The 16,965-nt window shown below is 60.9% G+C and carries 15 protein-coding genes; 6 read left to right on the plus strand and 9 right to left on the minus strand.

Going from position 1 to position 16,965, the window contains the following annotated elements:
- Positions 1–32: 32 nt before the first annotated feature.
- The 7 genes from ASG19_RS20085 to ASG19_RS20115 all read right to left on the minus strand — a co-directional run bounded on the left by ASG19_RS20085 (position 33) and on the right by ASG19_RS20115 (position 8,102).
- Positions 33–995 (minus strand): glycosyltransferase family 2 protein, encoded by a 963-nt coding sequence (locus ASG19_RS20085; protein ID WP_062461571.1) that lies wholly within the window; start codon positions 993–995, stop codon positions 33–35.
- Positions 992–1,924 (minus strand): glycosyltransferase family 2 protein, encoded by a 933-nt coding sequence (locus ASG19_RS20090; RefSeq protein WP_062461573.1) that lies wholly within the window; start codon positions 1,922–1,924, stop codon positions 992–994. The genes ASG19_RS20085 and ASG19_RS20090 overlap by 4 nt, the downstream gene beginning before the upstream one ends.
- Positions 1,921–2,940, minus strand: coding sequence for a glycosyltransferase family 2 protein (locus tag ASG19_RS20095; RefSeq protein WP_062461576.1), 1,020 nt, complete (start codon positions 2,938–2,940; stop codon positions 1,921–1,923). Before ASG19_RS20095 ends, ASG19_RS20090 begins: the two co-directional genes overlap by 4 nt.
- A gap of 13 nt (positions 2,941–2,953) precedes the next feature.
- On the minus strand, positions 2,954–4,147 hold the full coding sequence (locus ASG19_RS20100) for a glycosyl transferase family 1 (protein WP_156466573.1): 1,194 nt from the start codon (positions 4,145–4,147) through the stop codon (positions 2,954–2,956).
- Between the two features lie 24 nt (positions 4,148–4,171).
- A complete protein-coding gene (locus ASG19_RS20105; RefSeq protein ID WP_082476447.1) occupies positions 4,172–5,077 on the minus strand; it encodes a family 16 glycosylhydrolase in 906 nt (301 codons plus the stop codon).
- Entirely contained in the window at positions 5,074–6,228 is a 1,155-nt protein-coding gene (locus ASG19_RS20110) for an acyltransferase (RefSeq protein ID WP_244476238.1), read from the minus strand. The genes ASG19_RS20105 and ASG19_RS20110 overlap by 4 nt, the downstream gene beginning before the upstream one ends.
- A 389-nt stretch (positions 6,229–6,617) precedes the next feature.
- Entirely contained in the window at positions 6,618–8,102 is a 1,485-nt protein-coding gene (locus ASG19_RS20115) for a lipopolysaccharide biosynthesis protein (protein ID WP_062461581.1), read from the minus strand.
- 109 nt (positions 8,103–8,211) lie between these two features.
- On the opposite strand from ASG19_RS20115, the gene ASG19_RS20120 reads away from it, so the two are divergent.
- Together ASG19_RS20120 and ASG19_RS20125 are read left to right on the plus strand one after the other, a co-directional pair.
- Positions 8,212–9,195: a glycosyltransferase family 2 protein gene (locus tag ASG19_RS20120; protein ID WP_062461584.1), complete on the plus strand. Its 984-nt coding sequence runs from the start codon at positions 8,212–8,214 to the stop codon at positions 9,193–9,195.
- 45 nt (positions 9,196–9,240) lie between these two features.
- Positions 9,241–10,203, plus strand: coding sequence for a polysaccharide pyruvyl transferase family protein (locus ASG19_RS20125; protein WP_062461587.1), 963 nt, complete (start codon positions 9,241–9,243; stop codon positions 10,201–10,203).
- Here ASG19_RS20125 and ASG19_RS20130 read toward each other — a convergent pair.
- Complete coding sequence (locus tag ASG19_RS20130) at positions 10,194–11,225, minus strand: glycosyltransferase family 2 protein (RefSeq protein ID WP_062461590.1); 1,032 nt, start codon at positions 11,223–11,225, stop codon at positions 10,194–10,196. The genes ASG19_RS20125 and ASG19_RS20130 overlap by 10 nt on opposite strands.
- A gap of 102 nt (positions 11,226–11,327) precedes the next feature.
- A complete protein-coding gene (locus ASG19_RS24645) occupies positions 11,328–11,609 on the minus strand; it encodes an exopolysaccharide production repressor protein (protein ID WP_082472025.1) in 282 nt (93 codons plus the stop codon).
- A gap of 742 nt (positions 11,610–12,351) precedes the next feature.
- On the opposite strand from ASG19_RS24645, the gene ASG19_RS20140 reads away from it, so the two are divergent.
- The 4 genes from ASG19_RS20140 (at position 12,352) to ASG19_RS20155 (ending at position 16,935) form a co-directional block, all read left to right on the plus strand.
- Entirely contained in the window at positions 12,352–13,032 is a 681-nt protein-coding gene (locus ASG19_RS20140; RefSeq protein WP_062461596.1) for a sugar transferase, read from the plus strand.
- Between the two features lie 151 nt (positions 13,033–13,183).
- On the plus strand, positions 13,184–14,551 hold the full coding sequence (locus tag ASG19_RS20145) for a polysaccharide biosynthesis/export family protein (RefSeq protein WP_082476448.1): 1,368 nt from the start codon (positions 13,184–13,186) through the stop codon (positions 14,549–14,551).
- Positions 14,552–14,561: 10 nt separating this feature from the next.
- Positions 14,562–15,875, plus strand: a complete 1,314-nt coding sequence (locus tag ASG19_RS20150; RefSeq protein ID WP_082476449.1) for an O-antigen ligase — start codon at positions 14,562–14,564, stop codon at positions 15,873–15,875.
- 34 nt (positions 15,876–15,909) lie between these two features.
- On the plus strand, positions 15,910–16,935 hold the full coding sequence (locus ASG19_RS20155; protein ID WP_062461988.1) for an acyltransferase: 1,026 nt from the start codon (positions 15,910–15,912) through the stop codon (positions 16,933–16,935).
- Positions 16,936–16,965 lie beyond the last annotated feature (30 nt).

Here is a 16,965-nt window from a genome sequence, read left to right on the forward strand (position 1 = left end):
TCCGGGACGCCCCCGCCCCGTCGATCGGATTGTCAAGAAACGCCGGCAGCTCTTGCGAACCGGCGCATACGGACGGCAATCGGCATGCGCAGGTGCTTGAGCGCCCGCGGATTGTCGATTGCCGTTTTCAGGATCCCGCCGACCGACCGCTTCTTGATCTGGTCGACGAGTGTGAGGAAGGATGCCGCTTCCCGAATGCTCTGCGTGCGGCGGCGCTGGGCGGTCATTGCCCGCGGCTCGAGAGAGAAGCGCTTAAGGAACTTCTCGTCGCCGGCAAGCATCGCCGTGAGGTGTTCGGGTTTCAGCACCCTTGAGATCGAACCGTGGCGCAGGTGGTAGACGTAACCGGCCTCGGGCTCGATGGCGCAGACGCCGCCGCTCGCAATCGCAGATGCAAGCAGGATGTAATCCTCGCCGATCCGCAGGTTCTCGTCAAAGCGCAAGCCGTGCTGATTGAGGAAATCGCGGCGGAAGATCGGCTTCATATAGCCAAAATTGAACGTGCTTTCGAAGATGATGTTGGATTCGATGAAATCGGCGAGTTCGAGCGTCTTGCGCGCTTCCAGATCGGCGCGCGAAAACATCGCTGTCGGCTCGCCGCCTTCGAGCGGGACGACGTCGATATTGTCGACCACGATCCGTGCATCCATCGCCTCGGCGCGTGCGATCATCCGCTTCAGGCGCTGCGGATGGATCGTGTCGTCGGCATCGAGCACGGCGATCCAGCGGCCGGTTGCCGCATCGAACCCGGCATTGCGCGCGGCCGCCGGTCCGCCATTGGCGGGCTGGACGATGAGCTTCACGCGATCGTCGCGATCGCGGCAGCGAAGCGCAAGCTCGCGCGTGCCGTCGCTGGAGCAGTCGTCGACGACGATTACTTCCAGGGACACGTCGACCTGGGAGAGCGCGCTATCGATCGCGCTTTCCAGCGTCTCCTCAGCATTGTAGGCGGCGATGACGAAGCTGACATCGGGTGCGGTGACAACAGATGTCATGTGGCCTCCACCATGCCGTACTGGCGGATCTCGCGCATGCCGAGCGTCCCCATGACCGAACCGGCGTGCAGTGCTGCGCGCAGGGCATAGCGCGTGCGGGTGACCGGAATTGTGACAGTTGCGATGGTGACCACGGCGCAATAGCCAAATTTCAGCCCGGCGATTGCTGCTTTCTTGAACCGCGACAGACCGGCACTCTTTGCGGCAACGATGCGGCCATGGGTCTGGCCGGAGCGGAAGCGGCGTTTGGCAAGCCACGAGAAGCTGGCGCGCTTCTTCGGCACCGGCTCTTCCAGCATGGCCTCGCGGGCAAACTCGATTTGTCCGCCGGCATCGGTCAGCTGAGTGAAATAGTGCGTATCCTCGCCACCGCTCTGGCCGAGCGACAGCGCGAACTTGCGGGCCGCAAGCTTCGGTGAGCGCATGTCGAGCAGCACGTTGCAGGTATAGCCGGTGACGATACGCCCATCGACCCAGACGGGATTGGTCGAGTGGAAATCACCGCTGCGCATCCAGGCCGGCACATCGGCGGGATAGATGGCGCGGACGGGGCCGAGGACAGCATCGGCCGACGTCGCCTCGGCGCGATCGACAAGCGCTGCGAGCCAGCCAGGACCGGCCGTCTCGTCATCGTCGATAAACGCCAGATAATCCGCCTGGCAGGCGGCAAGGCAGGCGTTGCGGGCAATCGAGATGTTCGATTTCGGGCAATGGACATAAGTGATCTCGAAGGGCGAGACAGCTTTCAGTCTCTCCACCAGGGCTTGCGCACTCGGCTCTGCGTCATTGTCGGCGACGATCAGCCGGACCTGCGTGTGTTCAGGCACGTCGAGAGCGAACAGCGACCGCAACGTGACCTCCAGTTCCGGGCGCCGATAGGTGCAGATGCCGATATCGATGCGGAGCTTGCCGCTGCCAGCCACGATCATGCACGCCTCCTCGATTTGATGCCGATCAGTTCCAGCCAGAAACCTGCCGACCAGGCGAAATGCATGATCATCGCCGACACCGCGGCAAGCGGACCGAGCGGGTTATTTTGGCCCACAGCCATCCAGACGCCGTAGCCGAGGCAGGCGACCGCCCAGACAACCAGCGGAATGGCCGCCCACCAGTAGAGGACCGCAAGCACCGCGCCGATCACGACCGGTGCGACCGCCAGCGGAATGGCCTGGCGGATCTTGGGGATCGACCGATGCTTCAGAAGGTTCTTCGCCCGGCCGCGGCCATAGCCGAGATACTGCCGGAACAGCGCCGACGCACTGGAGCGCGGATAGTAGGTCATGTAGGTCTTGCCGGTCATCCAGATGCGGAAACCGGATTGGCGAAGGCGGAAATCCAGTTCCGCATCCTCGTTATGGCTGAAGCTCTCGTCGTAGCCGCCGACAGCCTGAAACGCGAAGATGCGCATCAGCGCATGGTGACCGTGATCGACCCACTCGCCGCCGCCGCCGGCCCGGTGCTTGGAGCCGCCATTGCCGAGCTTGGAGTTTTGCGCCGCAGCCGTTGCCCGCTGGAACAGGCCAAAGCCCACCGTTTCCATGCCGACCACGATCGAATCCGCTTCCAGCGACACCGCTTCCTGCAAAAGCGTCCGGCAGTAATCGTCGGGATAATCGCCATGCGCGTCGATGCGGATCAGATATTCGAACTCCGCGCCGAACCGCTGGACGGCGAGATTGATCGCCGCACTCTGGATGCGCTTGGCATTGTGCATCAGCGCCACGTTCGGCAGTTCCTGCGCGACGCGAAGGACGATCTCCTGCGTGCCATCCTTGCTGCCGCCATCGGCAACCACGATCATGTCGCTGGCCGAGCTTCGCTGCTGGTCGAGCTTGCGCAAAAGCGGCTCGATGGTCTTTGCCTCATCAAGGCACGGAACGACGATCAGTGTCCGGATCAAGGACAGGTCGCCATGGGAAACATCGGCATTCGAAGGCACACGCATGACCTATCTCACCTCACGACTGCACGGTTGAAACGGCCGGTACCGACGGTACGGCCAGCGAATTATTGCGATTGAGCCCCGCAAGCCTGTCGACCAGCGCGCGGCAATCGTCAGCATCAGTGACCCACTGGCTGCGATCGACGGCCGCAAGCCGGGTGAACCGATCGAGGTAGAGTGCGTCGGTCATGCCCGAGAACAGGGTTTCCAGATCGGAAGGCGTCGCGTTGTCGAGAAGGATGCCGATATCGCGCTTAGCCACAAAGCGGCCGGTCTCGGTGCGCGCCAGTGCGATCGGGACCGCGCCATGCAGCCCGCCTTCATAGAGACGGTTCGGCAAAAGCCACTCGGAGTTCAGACCTTCCTCGAAGAAATCGATCGCCCAGGTGAACTGCACCTCGTTGTAGATCTCCGCCAGATCCTCCGGGTTGCGGTAGGGACCCTCGAAACGCACGAACGGCGCGTTCTTCACCTGCGCGTCGAAATCGGCAAACTCGCTATAGGCCGGCCGTCCGCGGATGATGACCTCGACCGCGCCGTTCATGTGCTTTGCGAAGGCCGTCAGGATATCGAGCGACTTGCGGCAGCGGATCGCACCGAACCAGCCGATCTTCAAGGGTTCACCCTGCTTCGGCAGACGTGGTTGCGGCTTTGCGGCGGACGCCTCATGAAGCTGGAGAACCTTGTTTTCGAGCAGAAGGACCGGAAGATCGAGACCCGATCTCGGCTTGAAGAAGTTTTCGACAAAGGCCGGCGAACTGGTGATCAGAAGCCGGGCCGATTTTGCGAAATGCCGCTGCACGGCACGCAGCATACGGCCCTTGGCGCCCTCATCGAGCAGCAGGCGGTGGATATCGAGACATTCGTAGACGACGGGCACGTCGCCGCCGAACAGCGACGCTGCCCCGTCGGCCAGAACCAGCATTTCGAGATTGCGGGCGATGATGACCTGCGGCACCGGAATGCCGGCAAGCTTCTTCTTCAACTGCATGCGTGCGGCCACCACGGCCTTGATGCGCTGGCTGAACTGTCCGTCCTGCGTTGCACCGAGATCGACAGAGCGCACGCCGTCTTCCTGACCCAGCAGGTTTCCCGCGCGCCTGAAGCCTGCCACCGTGACGCTGGCGCCGCCGGTTTTCAACGTCAGCACCCGCCGGCGAATGGCCGGGTCGGCAAGATCATGGGCCAGATAGAGAACCTGCAGTGTCAAGTCGTTCAACTCCGTGTCGAAAGATCAGTTGAGCGTGCAAAGCACGGATTGCGGGAAAGCACAGTCTTCGCCGAGCGCCGTATAGGCGATGCGGTCGATTTCCATCGTGGTGGGACCGGAATAGGCGAACGGGCCCATCCAGGATTTCAGCGTATCGCTGCCCCACAAGCTCAGAAAGATCTTCTGGGCGTTCTGCGGGATCTTCGCCGGGTCGGTGACTTCCTGCACGAGCTTGCCGTTGAGGAAGTAGCGCAACCGCTCCGGCTCCCAGATGAAGGCGTAGTCGTTGAAGCCCTTGTCCGCGCCACCGGCGACGGGAACGATCTTCTCGTTCTTGCCCTTGCCATTGATGTACTGGTTGAGCTGAACCTGATCGACATTCTTGCCGAGCACCTCGAAGTCGATCTCGTCCCAGGGCTTTTTGTCGGTCGGGCCGATATAGGTGAAGAAGGCCGAGTTGAGGCCAGGACCGGTCGCCGATTTGTAGCGCGCCTCATAGGTACCGTAACCGAACCGCGCGCGGGTCTGAACCTCGCCGCAGACGTTCTTCCGGTCCTTGTTCTGGCGCTCCTCGAAGGTGAGCTTCAGATTGCCGCCATCCGTCGTGACCTGGCGCTGTGACCAGGTGCAGTTCTGATGGGCGCCGTTGTTCCAGCCGTTCGATACGAACCAGAACGAGCGGTCGAGCCGATCGAAATTCTCGACGAAGGACGTGCCCTTGGCATCCGGCTGCGGCTTGCCACCCGGGTGGGGTTTGCCACCCGGATGCTTGCTGGCTGCCTGATCTGGAGCATTAGGGGCTGTCCCGGGAGGCGCCGGAGGCTGAGGCGCCTGGGCAAAAGCTGGAGCGCAGGCGAGCACCGTCAACGCGGCGAATGCCGTTGCAGCGGCTCGGAAAGCGGGTCGAATCTGTCTGGCTGGTGCCGTCATGTTTCACCTCTTCTGTGGGTCAGGGCGGGCTCGCGGCCATGCGCGGAATGCCCGGACGAATTGGAGTTCTGTGTCTGCGCAAGCTTTGCCTTGCGGCCGCGACTGCCCGTCAGCGTCTGATAAAGGCCGGGCATAAGGCGCGACACCAGCGCATTCGAAATCACCAGGATCACGAGGGCCGAGGAAATCGCGCCGACATAGAACAGCGGGTAAAGCTGATCGCCCGCAATGCGGTTCCAGACCATCCACATCACCACGAGCAGCGGGTAATGGGCGCAGAAGATCCAGAAGCTGAGGCTGCCGGTGGCGGCCAGCCGTTTGCCGAGCGTCGAGCGGATAGCAAGTGCCGACATCAGCCAGAATCCGCCCGCACCGATGATCGACAGCGCGTTGCGCAGAAGCTCAAGCGACCAGGAATAGTCCGGTCCCGTCTGATAAAGCGCGATCGACAACAGGACGGCGGCGGCGACAACCAGTGCCGTTCCGGGAATGGCGAAACGGTCGAGCGCCGAGAGATCGATCCGGTTCAAAGCGAGGAAGATGCCGAAGGTAAAGGAGAACAGGATCGACTTCTTCAAAACGATGAAGAGCGTGAGATCCGGCAGGATCGCCACCACGAACAGGATGACCAGCGTCGGCACCGCAGCCTTGCGCACGAAGAAGGCGAGGATTGGCGACAGGGCGATGCAGACGACAAGATCACGCAGGAAATAGAGCGGGATGTCGACGGGAAAATTCTCGCTCGCAAACGCATAGTTCGCCAGTTCACGGGAGGATGCATTCCACAGGTCCGGGAAATACCCGATGCCCATGCCGGCGCGCTGCACCAGAAGGACGACGGCGAACAGGCCGAGGTTCCACAACAGGAACGGCACAAGCACGGTCCGCGCCTTGGATTGCATCACCTTGCCGTAGTCGAAAGCATCCCAGCCACGGCGAAACAGCAGATAGCCGGAAATCGCGCTGAGGCACGGTACGCCGATACGAAACAGGCTGTCGCCAAAAAACACGCGGAGCCAATCGAAGAAACCGTTCTGGCCGAGGAACGGGCTGGTCTGCGGATCGAACGGGACGTGGACGAACACGATGCCCGAGATCAGAAGGATGCGCATCAAATTGATACGGGAGGAAATGGTTTGATCAACAGTCAAACGAACTACCCTTTTTGGGCGGCGCCTCCCGTCACCACCGTTTCAATCAGAGCAGACTTTGAGCCCGCATTTTCGAGTGCCAAGGATCAGGTGCAGTTTGGCACAAAATGTGGCGGCGCAGCGAAAAGCCGGGATCCGCCCGGCCCGCAGCGGCATCCCGTTACCCGTTCCATTCGCGAGTTCTACTTTCGCGAGTGCTGAAACGCTATGGATTCCGGGGGGATCACTGATTTCCTATGCTGCACTGCACAACATAGAAAAAAATCAATTCGTCGTGAAAATAACTTCGACCTCAGACGATGCTCAATCAAATCGGTTCGCATCCTCGCCCGATTGCGGCGCGATTAAGGCGAAAATGCGTCTCAACGATGAGGCAAAGGCATCCTTCGTTATGCAGGAGGTGCGTCCGCAACCGCCCCACCACGACGCCGCTTGACCATGCCGATTATTTTTTTGACCAGCGCCCTTTCCGTCACGAGGAACATGGCGCCGTAGAGCACGCCGCCCACGACAGCGCCAACGAGGAGCTGGAGATAGGGACTGGTGAGCTGTGCTTCGAAGGTGGAAAGGGTCAACCGGACCCCGACGCCCATGACGAGCGAGGTGAGCATCGACCGGCTGCTGGTCATCAGACCCCAAAAGAACGGAATGCCGTCGACCCGGAACACGGCCCAGGAATAACCGACCAGCGTGATGGCGTTGACGACGCAAAGCGCCACCATGGCATCTACAAGGCTGCCATAGGTGGCACCGAGGATGATGGCGAGTGTCGTTGCAATGGCGCGCAGCACCGCCGACCAGAACAGAACCCGGCTTTGGCCCGTGCCCTTGAGATAGGGGATGAACGTGCTGCAGGGCGTTACGATCGCCTTCGACAGCGCGAGCAGGCCAAGCACCGGCCAGGCATAGGCCCATTGTGGCCCGAACAGCACCAGCATGGCCGGTTCCGCCACCGCCCACAGCCCGAACATGGCCGGCGCCAGCACGACCGTCATCACCTGGGTGGACAGCATCAGCGCGTCGGTGCGGCGCTTGCGGTCGTCGCCCATCAGGCTGAAGGCGGGGAACAGCACGCCCATTACCGCCGACAGCACGACCTGGTTCGGAATGCTGGCAAACCGGTTGGCCGCCGAATAGGCGCCCGCATCGGCAAGGGTCAACATACGCGCGATCACCACCATCGGCGCCTGAAAGGTCACGAAATTGGCGATCTCGGACCCCATCAGCCCTGAAGAATAGCGCACCAGCGGCCCCATCCGATCGGGCTTGATGACAAAACGCGGCACGTAGCGCGTGATCGAGTAGAGGCCGACAAGCCGGATCACCGCCGAGGAAAACAGCTGCACGACCAGCGCCCAGATGCCGAACCCCATGAAGGCAAGCGCCAAGGCGACCAGCGCCGCCGTGGTTTCCGACACCGTGCTGAGGATCGCGTCCTTGCTGAAATTCATCTCGCGGGCGAGCAGCGAATAGGCGACATCGGCCGTCAGTTGCAGCGGAATGAGAAAGGCCATGATACGCAGGAGATCGGCGCTCTGGGCCGCACCCATCCAGCTGCCGATGCCGTTTGCGCCGAGGAAAAGGATCACGGACATGATCAGAGACATCGCGAGATTGGCCCAGAAAACGGTGTGCACCGTATCCATGCCGCTGTCCCGATCGACGATCAGCGCCGACGTCAAACCGGCACCACCGATCATCGCCAAAAACTGTACAACGGTGAGTGCGACAGCCACCGTTCCGAAATCTTCCGGGGTCAACAGTCTTGCCAATATCGGTACAGTGACAAATTTCAGCCCGAATGTGGCGGTCTTTGACAGCACACTCCAACCGACATTTGTCGTGATCGTCTTCACGCCTTGGGTTGGGGCCATCTTCGAATTCCTATTGTTGGATACTGATTGAGAGCCAGCGTGAAGCCGCAATCCAAGCCGTCCAGGCGGCTAGCGGTTTGCAATTCTTGAAAAAAGCAGGGGCAGAAACATGGCGACATTCACCGTAATTATTCCATTTTATCAACGGGAACCGGGTATCCTTACCCGGGCCCTGCAATCTGTTTTCAGCCAGAGCTTCGTGGATTTTGATATCATCGTCGTGGACGACGAGTCACCCCATAACGCGAAAATCGAACTTCAGGACGCCGATCCGACCTGGCTCGAGCGCATCCGAATCATCGAACAAAAGAATGGCGGGCCGGGGGCGGCGCGCAATACCGGGCTGGACGCGGTGCCCGCCGAAACGCGTTTTGTGGCGCTTCTCGACAGCGACGACGTGTGGCTTCCGGATCATCTCACCAACGCATTCGAGAGCATGAGCCGCTTCGGCGCCGAGTGCTACTGGGCCTCGATGCAGGCGAGCGAAGAGTTCTATTACCACTTCGGCATGGCGCAGCTGGAAAAGACCGAAGGCGGCACACGGCTATCGGAAAAGCCGCTCATCATCGAGCTTCAGGACCTGGCAAGCGTCATGCTGCGCAACTGGAGCTTTCTGCATCTCACCTGCATGGTGATGTCCCGTCCGGTCTTCGAGGCTGTCCGCTTCGAGCCCGAATTGAGACTGGCCGCCGAAGACGTGCTGTTCTTCTGCGACTGCATCCTGAAATCGAAGCGGACGATCCTCTGCGACGAGCCGGGCGCTGCCCGCGGCATGGGCATCAACATCTTCCATTCGATCGACAACCAGTCGCCGGAATTCCTGCGCCAGCAGTTCAACACCTGGGTGGCGCTTGATACGCTGGAACAGCGTTTCAGCAACAGGCCGGGCGACGTCGCGTCGATTGCAGGTTATAAGAACACCGCAAGACGGCAGGCATTGTGGAGCCAGGCCGGGCGGATGAAGCGGCGCCAGAGCCCGGAATTCGGCCTGCTGGCCAAATGGGTGATGCGCGATCCGGCGCTGATCCGCGCGGCCTTCGAACTGGGCGCAGGGAAACTCGGTATGGGTGCGCGCGAGCGCTCGGCGACGTAAACTTCGCATTTTTTACAAAGACTTCACTCCCATCAGGAGGCTTGCATGCAACCTTATTACTGGGCATCCCACCACGGCAATTTCGGCGACGACCTCAATCTGTGGCTCTGGGATTATCTTCTTCCGGGCTTTCGCGACGTCCACGCCGATACGATGCTGGTCGGCGTCGGTACCGTTCTCAACCCCGTCCTGCTTCCGCCCGGGCAGAAGAAACTGGTGATCGGCAGCGGCTATGGCTATGGCGAGGCACCCGATATCAATGATCCCGAATGGGACGTGCGCTGCGTGCGCGGACCATTGACGGCGGCGAAGCTCGGTCTTCCCCTCGACAGAGGGATCACTGACCCCGCGGCCCTCATCCCGGACATGCCGGAATTCCAGAACCTGCCAAAGATCCACAAGAAGACCTTCGTTCCCCATTGGGAATCGGCGGAATTCGGTATGTGGCAATCGGTCTGCGAGCCCGCCGGACTGACCTGGCTCGACCCGCGCGGCGAGGCGAAATCGGTCATCCGGGCGATTGCCCAGTCCGAGATGATCGTTGCTGAATCCATGCATGGCGCGATCCTGGCCGATGCATTCCGGGTGCCGTGGATTGCGGTCAGCACATCCAGATCCATCAACAATTTCAAGTGGAACGACTGGGCGCAGTCCGTCGGTGCGACCTACAATCCGCACTTCGTGCCGGTTTCGACACGCGCCGAGGCAGTGGCCAAGAAAACCAAGTTCTGGGGAATGAGCTTCGACGGCGGCGGCGGCCAGCAGCAGCCGGCCCATCACGAAACTGCAAGCGCAGACGCATCGGTGATGACGCGGACCGCTGCCCCTGCAGCTCCTGCTCAGTCAGGCCTTCGCGGCATGGCGAAGCAGGTCCTTGCGGCACCGTCGATCCTGGCGCTCTGGCAGGCCAGCCGTACCGAGCCACAGCTCAGCCCGGATGCGATGCTCCAAGACAAAAAGCAGCGTTTTCGCGCTGTTCTGGACGAGATCCGCCGCGACTACTTCTGAACGGCGGCAGGGTCCGCTGCGGCCGGAACCCCGGCAAGCAGATAGCGCATGGCATGCGGCGTGGCGACCGGAACCGGTCCGCCACGTCTTGCCTCCATCTTGTCCAGCAGGATCGCCTGCGCGACATAGGGCAGGAACTGCGGCCGGCCGAACATGTAGCTAGCGGCTGCGACAATCCCCGAATTCGACTTGGTATCAAGGAAGGCGCGATGCTCGTAGCGTTCCCGGATGTGGTCGCGGTGACGGGTAATCACCGCCCTGGCCTGCATCGGCAGCAGCGGATCCGACAGGATCGCCTCGTCCGCTTCGTATAGCGTCTTGAGGTCATGGGTCCGGTGGCGGCTGCTGAGCGAATCGGCCCTGACGACGGCGCCGTAGCCGCAATGCTCGATCACCTTGTAGCGCGCACCCTTGGCCAGAGCCCGCAGATAGAGATCGTAATCCTCGCCAAGCCTCAGGCCCTCGTCGTACCGAAGACGATGGGCATCGAGGAACGAGCGACGAATGATCGGCTTCAGAAACCCTGTCTCGCCGCGCGGCTTTCCGCGCTCGGAAATATTGCCCTCGACGAATTCGATGAGCGAGATCGTCCGCGCCCTCGACTCGAACTTTTCGGGCGGCACTGCGGCGGCAGGATCGGAGATGAAGGCGATGTTGTCGGCCAGCATGTCCCAGTCGCCAAGCGCCAGCATTGGCTCGAACCGTCCAGGAAAGAAGAAATCGTCCGCATCGAGAATGGCGATCAGCGGCGCACTGGAAGCGGCGATCGCCCGGTTTCTCGCAGCAGACGGGCCCTGGTTCTTCTCCAGCGAGATGATCTGCAGCCGCCCACTGCCATCATCCACACTGCGGGCAGCGCCGGCCGTGTCGTCGCTCGAGCCGTCATCGACCACGACGACTTCGCTGACAAGCGCTTCCTGCAACGCGGACCGGACGGCGGTGGCGATCGTGTCTGCCGCGTTCTTGGCTGCGATGACGACGCAAATCGTCTGAACATCGGGGTGGGCCGTTGCGCTCTCCATGAGACTGTCTCCATCGTTCGTCGTGCGAGGACCTGAACGCAGGAAGATGGCCTCCATATGGAAGCACTGCAACAAAAACCGAAATGGGACTGAGAGCGCCGGCTAGATATCCCGGGCAGGCAGGTGTGACGTCACGTCGGACGGAAGGTTGGAAACCTCTCTGGAGCGCGCAGCGACGGCGGTATCTGTCCGACCCCTGCTACCCGCGAGCTTCTCGCGGTGAACGAGGTAAACGATGCCAACGAAATAACCCACCTGGATAATAACCGCGCAGAGGAGCGTGTGTATAAATGCTGTGTAGACGGACCCGCTGATGAAAAAGGACGCGAGCGCGAAAACGACCAGGACGCAAAGGATACTTATAAATACGCGCGGCGCATACATGATCGCCCTCCCGAGCAGCTTATAGTTCTTGGCTTCTAGACGCAGGCTCCTCCCTGCACCGTCACGATAGGACCGGCAGTAGTCGGATGCAAGCAATACAGCATCTGCTATGCCGAGTATTAATGAAACTTTCGTAAGGTTTGCCGGTTCCCTGCCCCGCCTCGGCAGTTCCTTGCGATTAGCGTGAATGGTTTCTTACCTTGGTACCACAGCGCCCAATCGCATTTTCGCCACAATTTGGACGTGAAGCTCGCCGTCTGGAACATTCCGCTGCTGGATGTCGCAGAGTCCGGGTCACCGGCGTTCAACTTTTGTTACAAAGGTGACGAGGCCCGACGAAGCCATATTGCGCTGCATCATTGTATTGCGGTGCGAAATGCGTAGGCCTTTGGTCTTATACGCAAGCTACTTCCTGGCCCTGCGCAAAGAAGCAATCACAGGTTTAGCTCTGGACTGGCCCTGCGCAGAAGCCCCCCAATACGCTAATGGCACGGGTATTATTCTAACTCCGGGTATAGTTGCCAGAAAAGAACAGTAGACCTGGGGTCGCTATTCAATCGATTGTAAAAAAATCGGAGTGCTGATCGGATTTTGGCGCGCATCGACCCGCATCGGGACAGCGCTCCCGGAAAAAATTGGCTGGCATCAAATTCCGAACACAGACTTATTATCAAATTGTCGACGAAAAGACCCGCCGAAAGGCATCACCGACTATCGCAAAACCTAAATGGAGTTACCCTCTATGAAGTCAGCGACACGTTCGGCTAGTTCGCCGTTTGTAGACTCCGACCAGGCCTTCGGTACCCTCCCGATCGGTGGCCTCGCTAAACGCAGCTTCGATATGACCGCAGCTGCATGCGCGCTGATCCTGTTCAGCCCGCTATTTCTGATGATCATGGCCCTGGTGAAACTCACCGATAAGGGCCCGGCCTTTTATGGCCATAGCCGTATTGGCCATAACGGACGCATTTTCAAATGCCTCAAGTTCCGGACCATGGCGACCGACGGCGACGAATTGCTGCGCAACTATCTGCGTGACAATCCGCATGCCGCGGAAGAATGGCGTCTGACGCGCAAGCTGAAAGACGACCCACGCGTGACTTCGGTTGGCAAAGTCCTGCGCAAGCTCTCTCTCGACGAGCTGCCGCAGTTGCTCAACATCGTGCGTGGCGAAATGAGCGTGGTAGGACCGCGTCCGGTCGTGGACGAGGAACTGAAAGTCTATGACGCCTTTGCCGTCTACTACCTTCGCACCCGTCCTGGCCTCACAGGCCTGTGGCAGATTAGCGGTCGCAACGATGTGTCCTACGAGACCCGCATCGCTTTCGACACGCAATACGTCCAGAACTGGTCGCTGGTTCGCGACATCGCCATCATTGCAAAGACCATCCCTGCGGTCTGCTTTGCCCGCGGCAGCTATTGATCTGAGTTTCTTTTGATAGCCTGAGAAATCCTGGTCGGTCACCGGCCGCAAGAAAAACCAAGAACAAGTCACCAGACGAACTCAACAGTCGAAACAAGCGCGAGCCGACCTCCCACGGATTTGCGTTTGAATGCGATTGAAGGACCCGTAGATGTTGAAGAACGATCATTCGAAAAGCGGTTCGCCGGCGCTCCTTTTTGCAGCCGGCGCCCTGCTGCTGAGTTCAGTCGCGCCAGTCCTGGCGCAGGACAAAGCCCCGAAGAACACACAACAGACCGCCACTGAGGCCGAAACCGCAACACCTGGCAAGGCAGCGGCACCCAAGACCCCTGCAGCGGTTGCCGCAAGCGGTCCTGCCAGCGGCGGCTATAAGCTCGGCGTCATGGACAAGCTGCGCATCCGCGTGGCCGAATGGCAGCCGGCCGATGGCACGGTGCGCGACTGGGACGTGGTCGGCGGCGAATACACGGTCGGCCCGTCCGGCGCGCTGTCGCTTCCGTTTATCGGCGATCTCGACGCAGCCGGAAAGACGACCGCCGAAGTTGCCAGTCTGATCGGCCAGCAGCTGCGCGACAAGTTTGCGCTTCGAAACCTGCCCTCTGCCTCGGTTGAAATCAGCCAGTACCGGCCGGTCTATCTCGCAGGCGACGTCACGACCCCGGGAGAGTTTCCCTATTCCCCGAACCTGACCGTGCTGAAGGCGGTAAGCCTTGCCGGCGGCTTGCGCCGTTCAGATGCTGGTCAGCGCTTCGCCAAGGATTTCATCAACGCGCAGGGCGACGTTGCCGTCTACGACAACCAGCGCGGCCGCCTGATTGCCCGCCGGGCACGGCTTGTGGCCGAGGTTTCCGGATCGCGCGATCTGCCAATCCCGGCGGAACTGAAAGACGTGCCCAATGCCGCGCAGCTGATTGCCAGCGAGACATCGCTGATGAAATCGCGCCGCGACCGCTATGAGCTGCAGCTGCAGGCCCTCAACGAGCTGCGCAGCCTTCTCGAAAGCGAAGTGAAGTCGCTCGCGCAAAAGACAGAGACGCAACAGCGCCAGCTCGATCTCGTGTCGGAAAACCGGGACAAGATGTCCCGGCTCACCGAACAGGGTCTGGCAACCAGCAGCCGCCTTCTGACCATCGAGGAGCGCACGGCCAGCATCCAGTCGACCCTGCTCGACATCGACACGTCGACCTTGAAGGCAAAGCAGGATATCAGCCAGGCGAACCAGGACGAGATCAACCTGCGCAACGACTGGGAAGCAGACCGGGCGAAGGAGCTTCAGGATACCGAAGCGGAACTTGAAAAGCTCGGCCTGCAGCTGACCACCAGCCGCCAACTGATCTCGGAGGCAGTTGCACAGTCTGCCGAGGCGCTGCGCTTCGACCCGAGCAAGACAGCCGCGACGATCAAATACACCGTCGTGCGCGACGAAGGCGACGGCCCCAAGGAAGTGGCCGTCGACGAGAATGCCCGTCTGATGCCGGGCGACGTGGTGAAGGTGACCTCCGAACTGCTGATGCAATAGGGGTAACCGGATGAAGATTGCCAAGTCGTCCCTGATCGACCCGGAGAAGAACGAGATCTACGGGATTGCCGCTGTCGCGCTGTCCTTTTTCGTCTTCGCCTATTCGAGCAGGTTCGGGCAGATCTCGATCCTTGCCTATTACGGTGTATGGTTCCTCCCGGTCGTGACCGACTACCGACGGGTGCTGGGCCGCTATTCCCGTTTCCTCTGGATCTTCTCCTTCGGCATCTTCTGCTTCATCTCCGCTTTCTGGTCGCCAGCCTTTGGCGTGTCGCTGCGCACGGCCATCCAGTATCTGACGCATATCGTCTGCGCATTGATTGCCATGCGGATGCTCAGCACCAAGACGCTGCTGCGCGGCGGCCTGATCGGAACCGGGATCGTGCTCGTCTATTCGATCCTGTTCGGCACCTATCTGATGGACGCGATGGACAATACGTTCAGCTTCGTCGGCGCATTTTCCTCCAAGAACCAGCTGGGTTTCTTCGCGTCGCTCGGCGTGATCTTCTCCTATGCGGCGGTGATGCTGTTTCGCATGCGCGGCATCTGGATGATCGGTGCCGGCGGCGGCGCGCTCCTGTCGGCCTACTGCTTGCTCGCCTCGCAGTCTGCGACCTCTGTCATAACCACGGCCGGTGTCGTTGCGCTCTGCATCGGCCTGCAGGGGTTCATGTTCTTTTCGCCGAAGCACCGACGCGGCTTCTTTGCGATTGCGCTCGTGTTCGGGCTTGCCGGCATTGTCGGTGCGCTGCAGTTTGGCGCGATGGATGCGATCCTCGGCGTGTTCGGCAAGGACTCGACCCTGACGGGCCGCACCTATCTGTGGCAGCAGGGCATTGCCGCCGCTGCACAGTCTCCCATCATCGGCATGGGCTACCAGGGGTACTGGGTTCCAGGTGCCTCCGAGGCCGAACGCCTCTGGCAGGAATTCTTCATCACCGGCCGCAGCGGTTTCCATTTCCACAACACCTATATCGAAAGCATGGTGGAGACTGGAATCATCGGCACGGGCCTGCTTGTCTTCATCCTGATCGCCTGCCTCACCGGCCATCTGAAACGGCTGCTGACCATCTCGCGCACGCCGGAATCGCTGCTGTTTGTCGGCCTGTCGACCCTGCTTGTGATTCGGTCCTTTGTGGAGATCGACATCCTCAACCCATACCAGGTCGGGTCTTTTCTGTTCTACTTCATGGCCGGTCGTCTGACGCTGGCGGTGAGGCCGGTCAAGGCAAAGGCGGACCGCCCTCAATACGGTTTCATGCCGAATTCACCCACGGGGCCCGAGCGCGGGCAAAATGGCGAACCGGGCATTCCGGCAGGCTGACACGCCCGAACGGGCGTCGAAGGACGTGAAGACAATGCCTACTCTCTATTCGATCCAGTATCTGAGAGCCTTTGCGGCGCTGGCCGTGGTGCTGTTTCATGCCGGCGAGAAAAGCGGCCTGCACTTCACCATCGGTGCGGCGGGTGTCGACGTGTTCTTCGTCGTCAGCGGCTTTATCATGATGGCGATCAGCGACGCCCGCTCGGCAAGTCCCGGCAAGTTCTTCAAAAACCGGCTGCTGCGCATCGTGCCGATCTACTGGGCGGCGACGCTTCTGATGATCGCCGGCGCCCTCGCCGGTGCGTTTCCAAACCTCGTGCTGAGCCTGCCGCATGTGCTGGGCTCGCTGCTGTTCCTGCCCGTTGCCTCGCCCAGCACCGGCGCACTCTGGCCTGTCCTCGTGCAGGGCTGGACGCTGAACTACGAGATCTTCTTCTACGCCGTGTTTGCGCTCACCCTGTTTGCGCGCCCATCGGCCCGGCTTCCGTTGCTGGCGCTGGTGTTCGGAACGCTTGTCGCAATCGGCCTCGTCATGCCGCCCGAAAATCCGTCGGTTGGCTTCTACACGGCCCCGGTCATTCTGGAATTCGTGGCAGGTGCAGCACTTGCGAAACTCTGGCAGCGCGGCGCGGTCCCGCCGGCCACGATCGGGCTGGCGCTGATCTGCCTGTCGATCGCCGGGTTCGCGGCGATCCAGATTTTCAAGCTTGAATTCGATGCGTGGTCCTGTGGACCGCTTGCGATCATGCTGGTGACCGGCGCGCTCAGCCTTGAAAAGAGCCGCTCGGTCCCAAAGATCCCTGCCCTCGCCTATCTCGGCGATGCGTCATACTCAATCTACATCTGGCATACGTTTGCGGTCTCGGTCGCCGTCAAGATCCTGTCGTCTGCATCCCTGCCGCCTGTCGCGGCAACCACGATCGCCGTAGTCGCCGGCACGCTGGTCGGCGTCCTCGCCTATGAAGCGCTGGAGCGGCCGATGCAGGCACTGGTGAGGGGAAAGCGGACGGGCCTATGGCGCCTTCCGGCGAAGCAGACAGAAAGACAGCCGGTCCCTTGACCGGCCGTCCGTTCTTCGTGGTGTGCCGCT

The organism is Rhizobium sp. Leaf306, assembly GCF_001423425.1.
In the GTDB taxonomy this organism is placed as follows: Bacteria; Pseudomonadota; Alphaproteobacteria; order Rhizobiales; family Rhizobiaceae; genus Neorhizobium; species Neorhizobium soli.

Bases quoted from the DNA above. Each gene is read 5' to 3' on its own strand.
- ASG19_RS20130 (WP_062461590.1), bottom strand. From the start codon at position 11,225: ATGGAGAGCGCAACGGCCCACCCCGATGTTCAGACGATTTGCGTCGTC.
- ASG19_RS20085 (WP_062461571.1), bottom strand. From the start codon at position 995: ATGACATCTGTTGTCACCGCACCCGATGTCAGCTTCGTCATCGCCGCC.
- ASG19_RS20125 (WP_062461587.1), top strand. From the start codon at position 9,241: ATGCAACCTTATTACTGGGCATCCCACCACGGCAATTTCGGCGACGAC.
- ASG19_RS20095 (WP_062461576.1), bottom strand. From the start codon at position 2,940: ATGCGTGTGCCTTCGAATGCCGATGTTTCCCATGGCGACCTGTCCTTG.
- ASG19_RS20145 (WP_082476448.1), top strand. From the start codon at position 13,184: ATGTTGAAGAACGATCATTCGAAAAGCGGTTCGCCGGCGCTCCTTTTT.
- ASG19_RS20150 (WP_082476449.1), top strand. From the start codon at position 14,562: ATGAAGATTGCCAAGTCGTCCCTGATCGACCCGGAGAAGAACGAGATC.
- ASG19_RS24645 (WP_082472025.1), bottom strand. From the start codon at position 11,609: ATGTATGCGCCGCGCGTATTTATAAGTATCCTTTGCGTCCTGGTCGTT.
- ASG19_RS20155 (WP_062461988.1), top strand. From the start codon at position 15,910: ATGCCTACTCTCTATTCGATCCAGTATCTGAGAGCCTTTGCGGCGCTG.
- ASG19_RS20120 (WP_062461584.1), top strand. From the start codon at position 8,212: ATGGCGACATTCACCGTAATTATTCCATTTTATCAACGGGAACCGGGT.
- ASG19_RS20090 (WP_062461573.1), bottom strand. From the start codon at position 1,924: ATGATCGTGGCTGGCAGCGGCAAGCTCCGCATCGATATCGGCATCTGC.
- ASG19_RS20140 (WP_062461596.1), top strand. From the start codon at position 12,352: ATGAAGTCAGCGACACGTTCGGCTAGTTCGCCGTTTGTAGACTCCGAC.
- ASG19_RS20105 (WP_082476447.1), bottom strand. From the start codon at position 5,077: ATGACGGCACCAGCCAGACAGATTCGACCCGCTTTCCGAGCCGCTGCA.
- ASG19_RS20115 (WP_062461581.1), bottom strand. From the start codon at position 8,102: ATGGCCCCAACCCAAGGCGTGAAGACGATCACGACAAATGTCGGTTGG.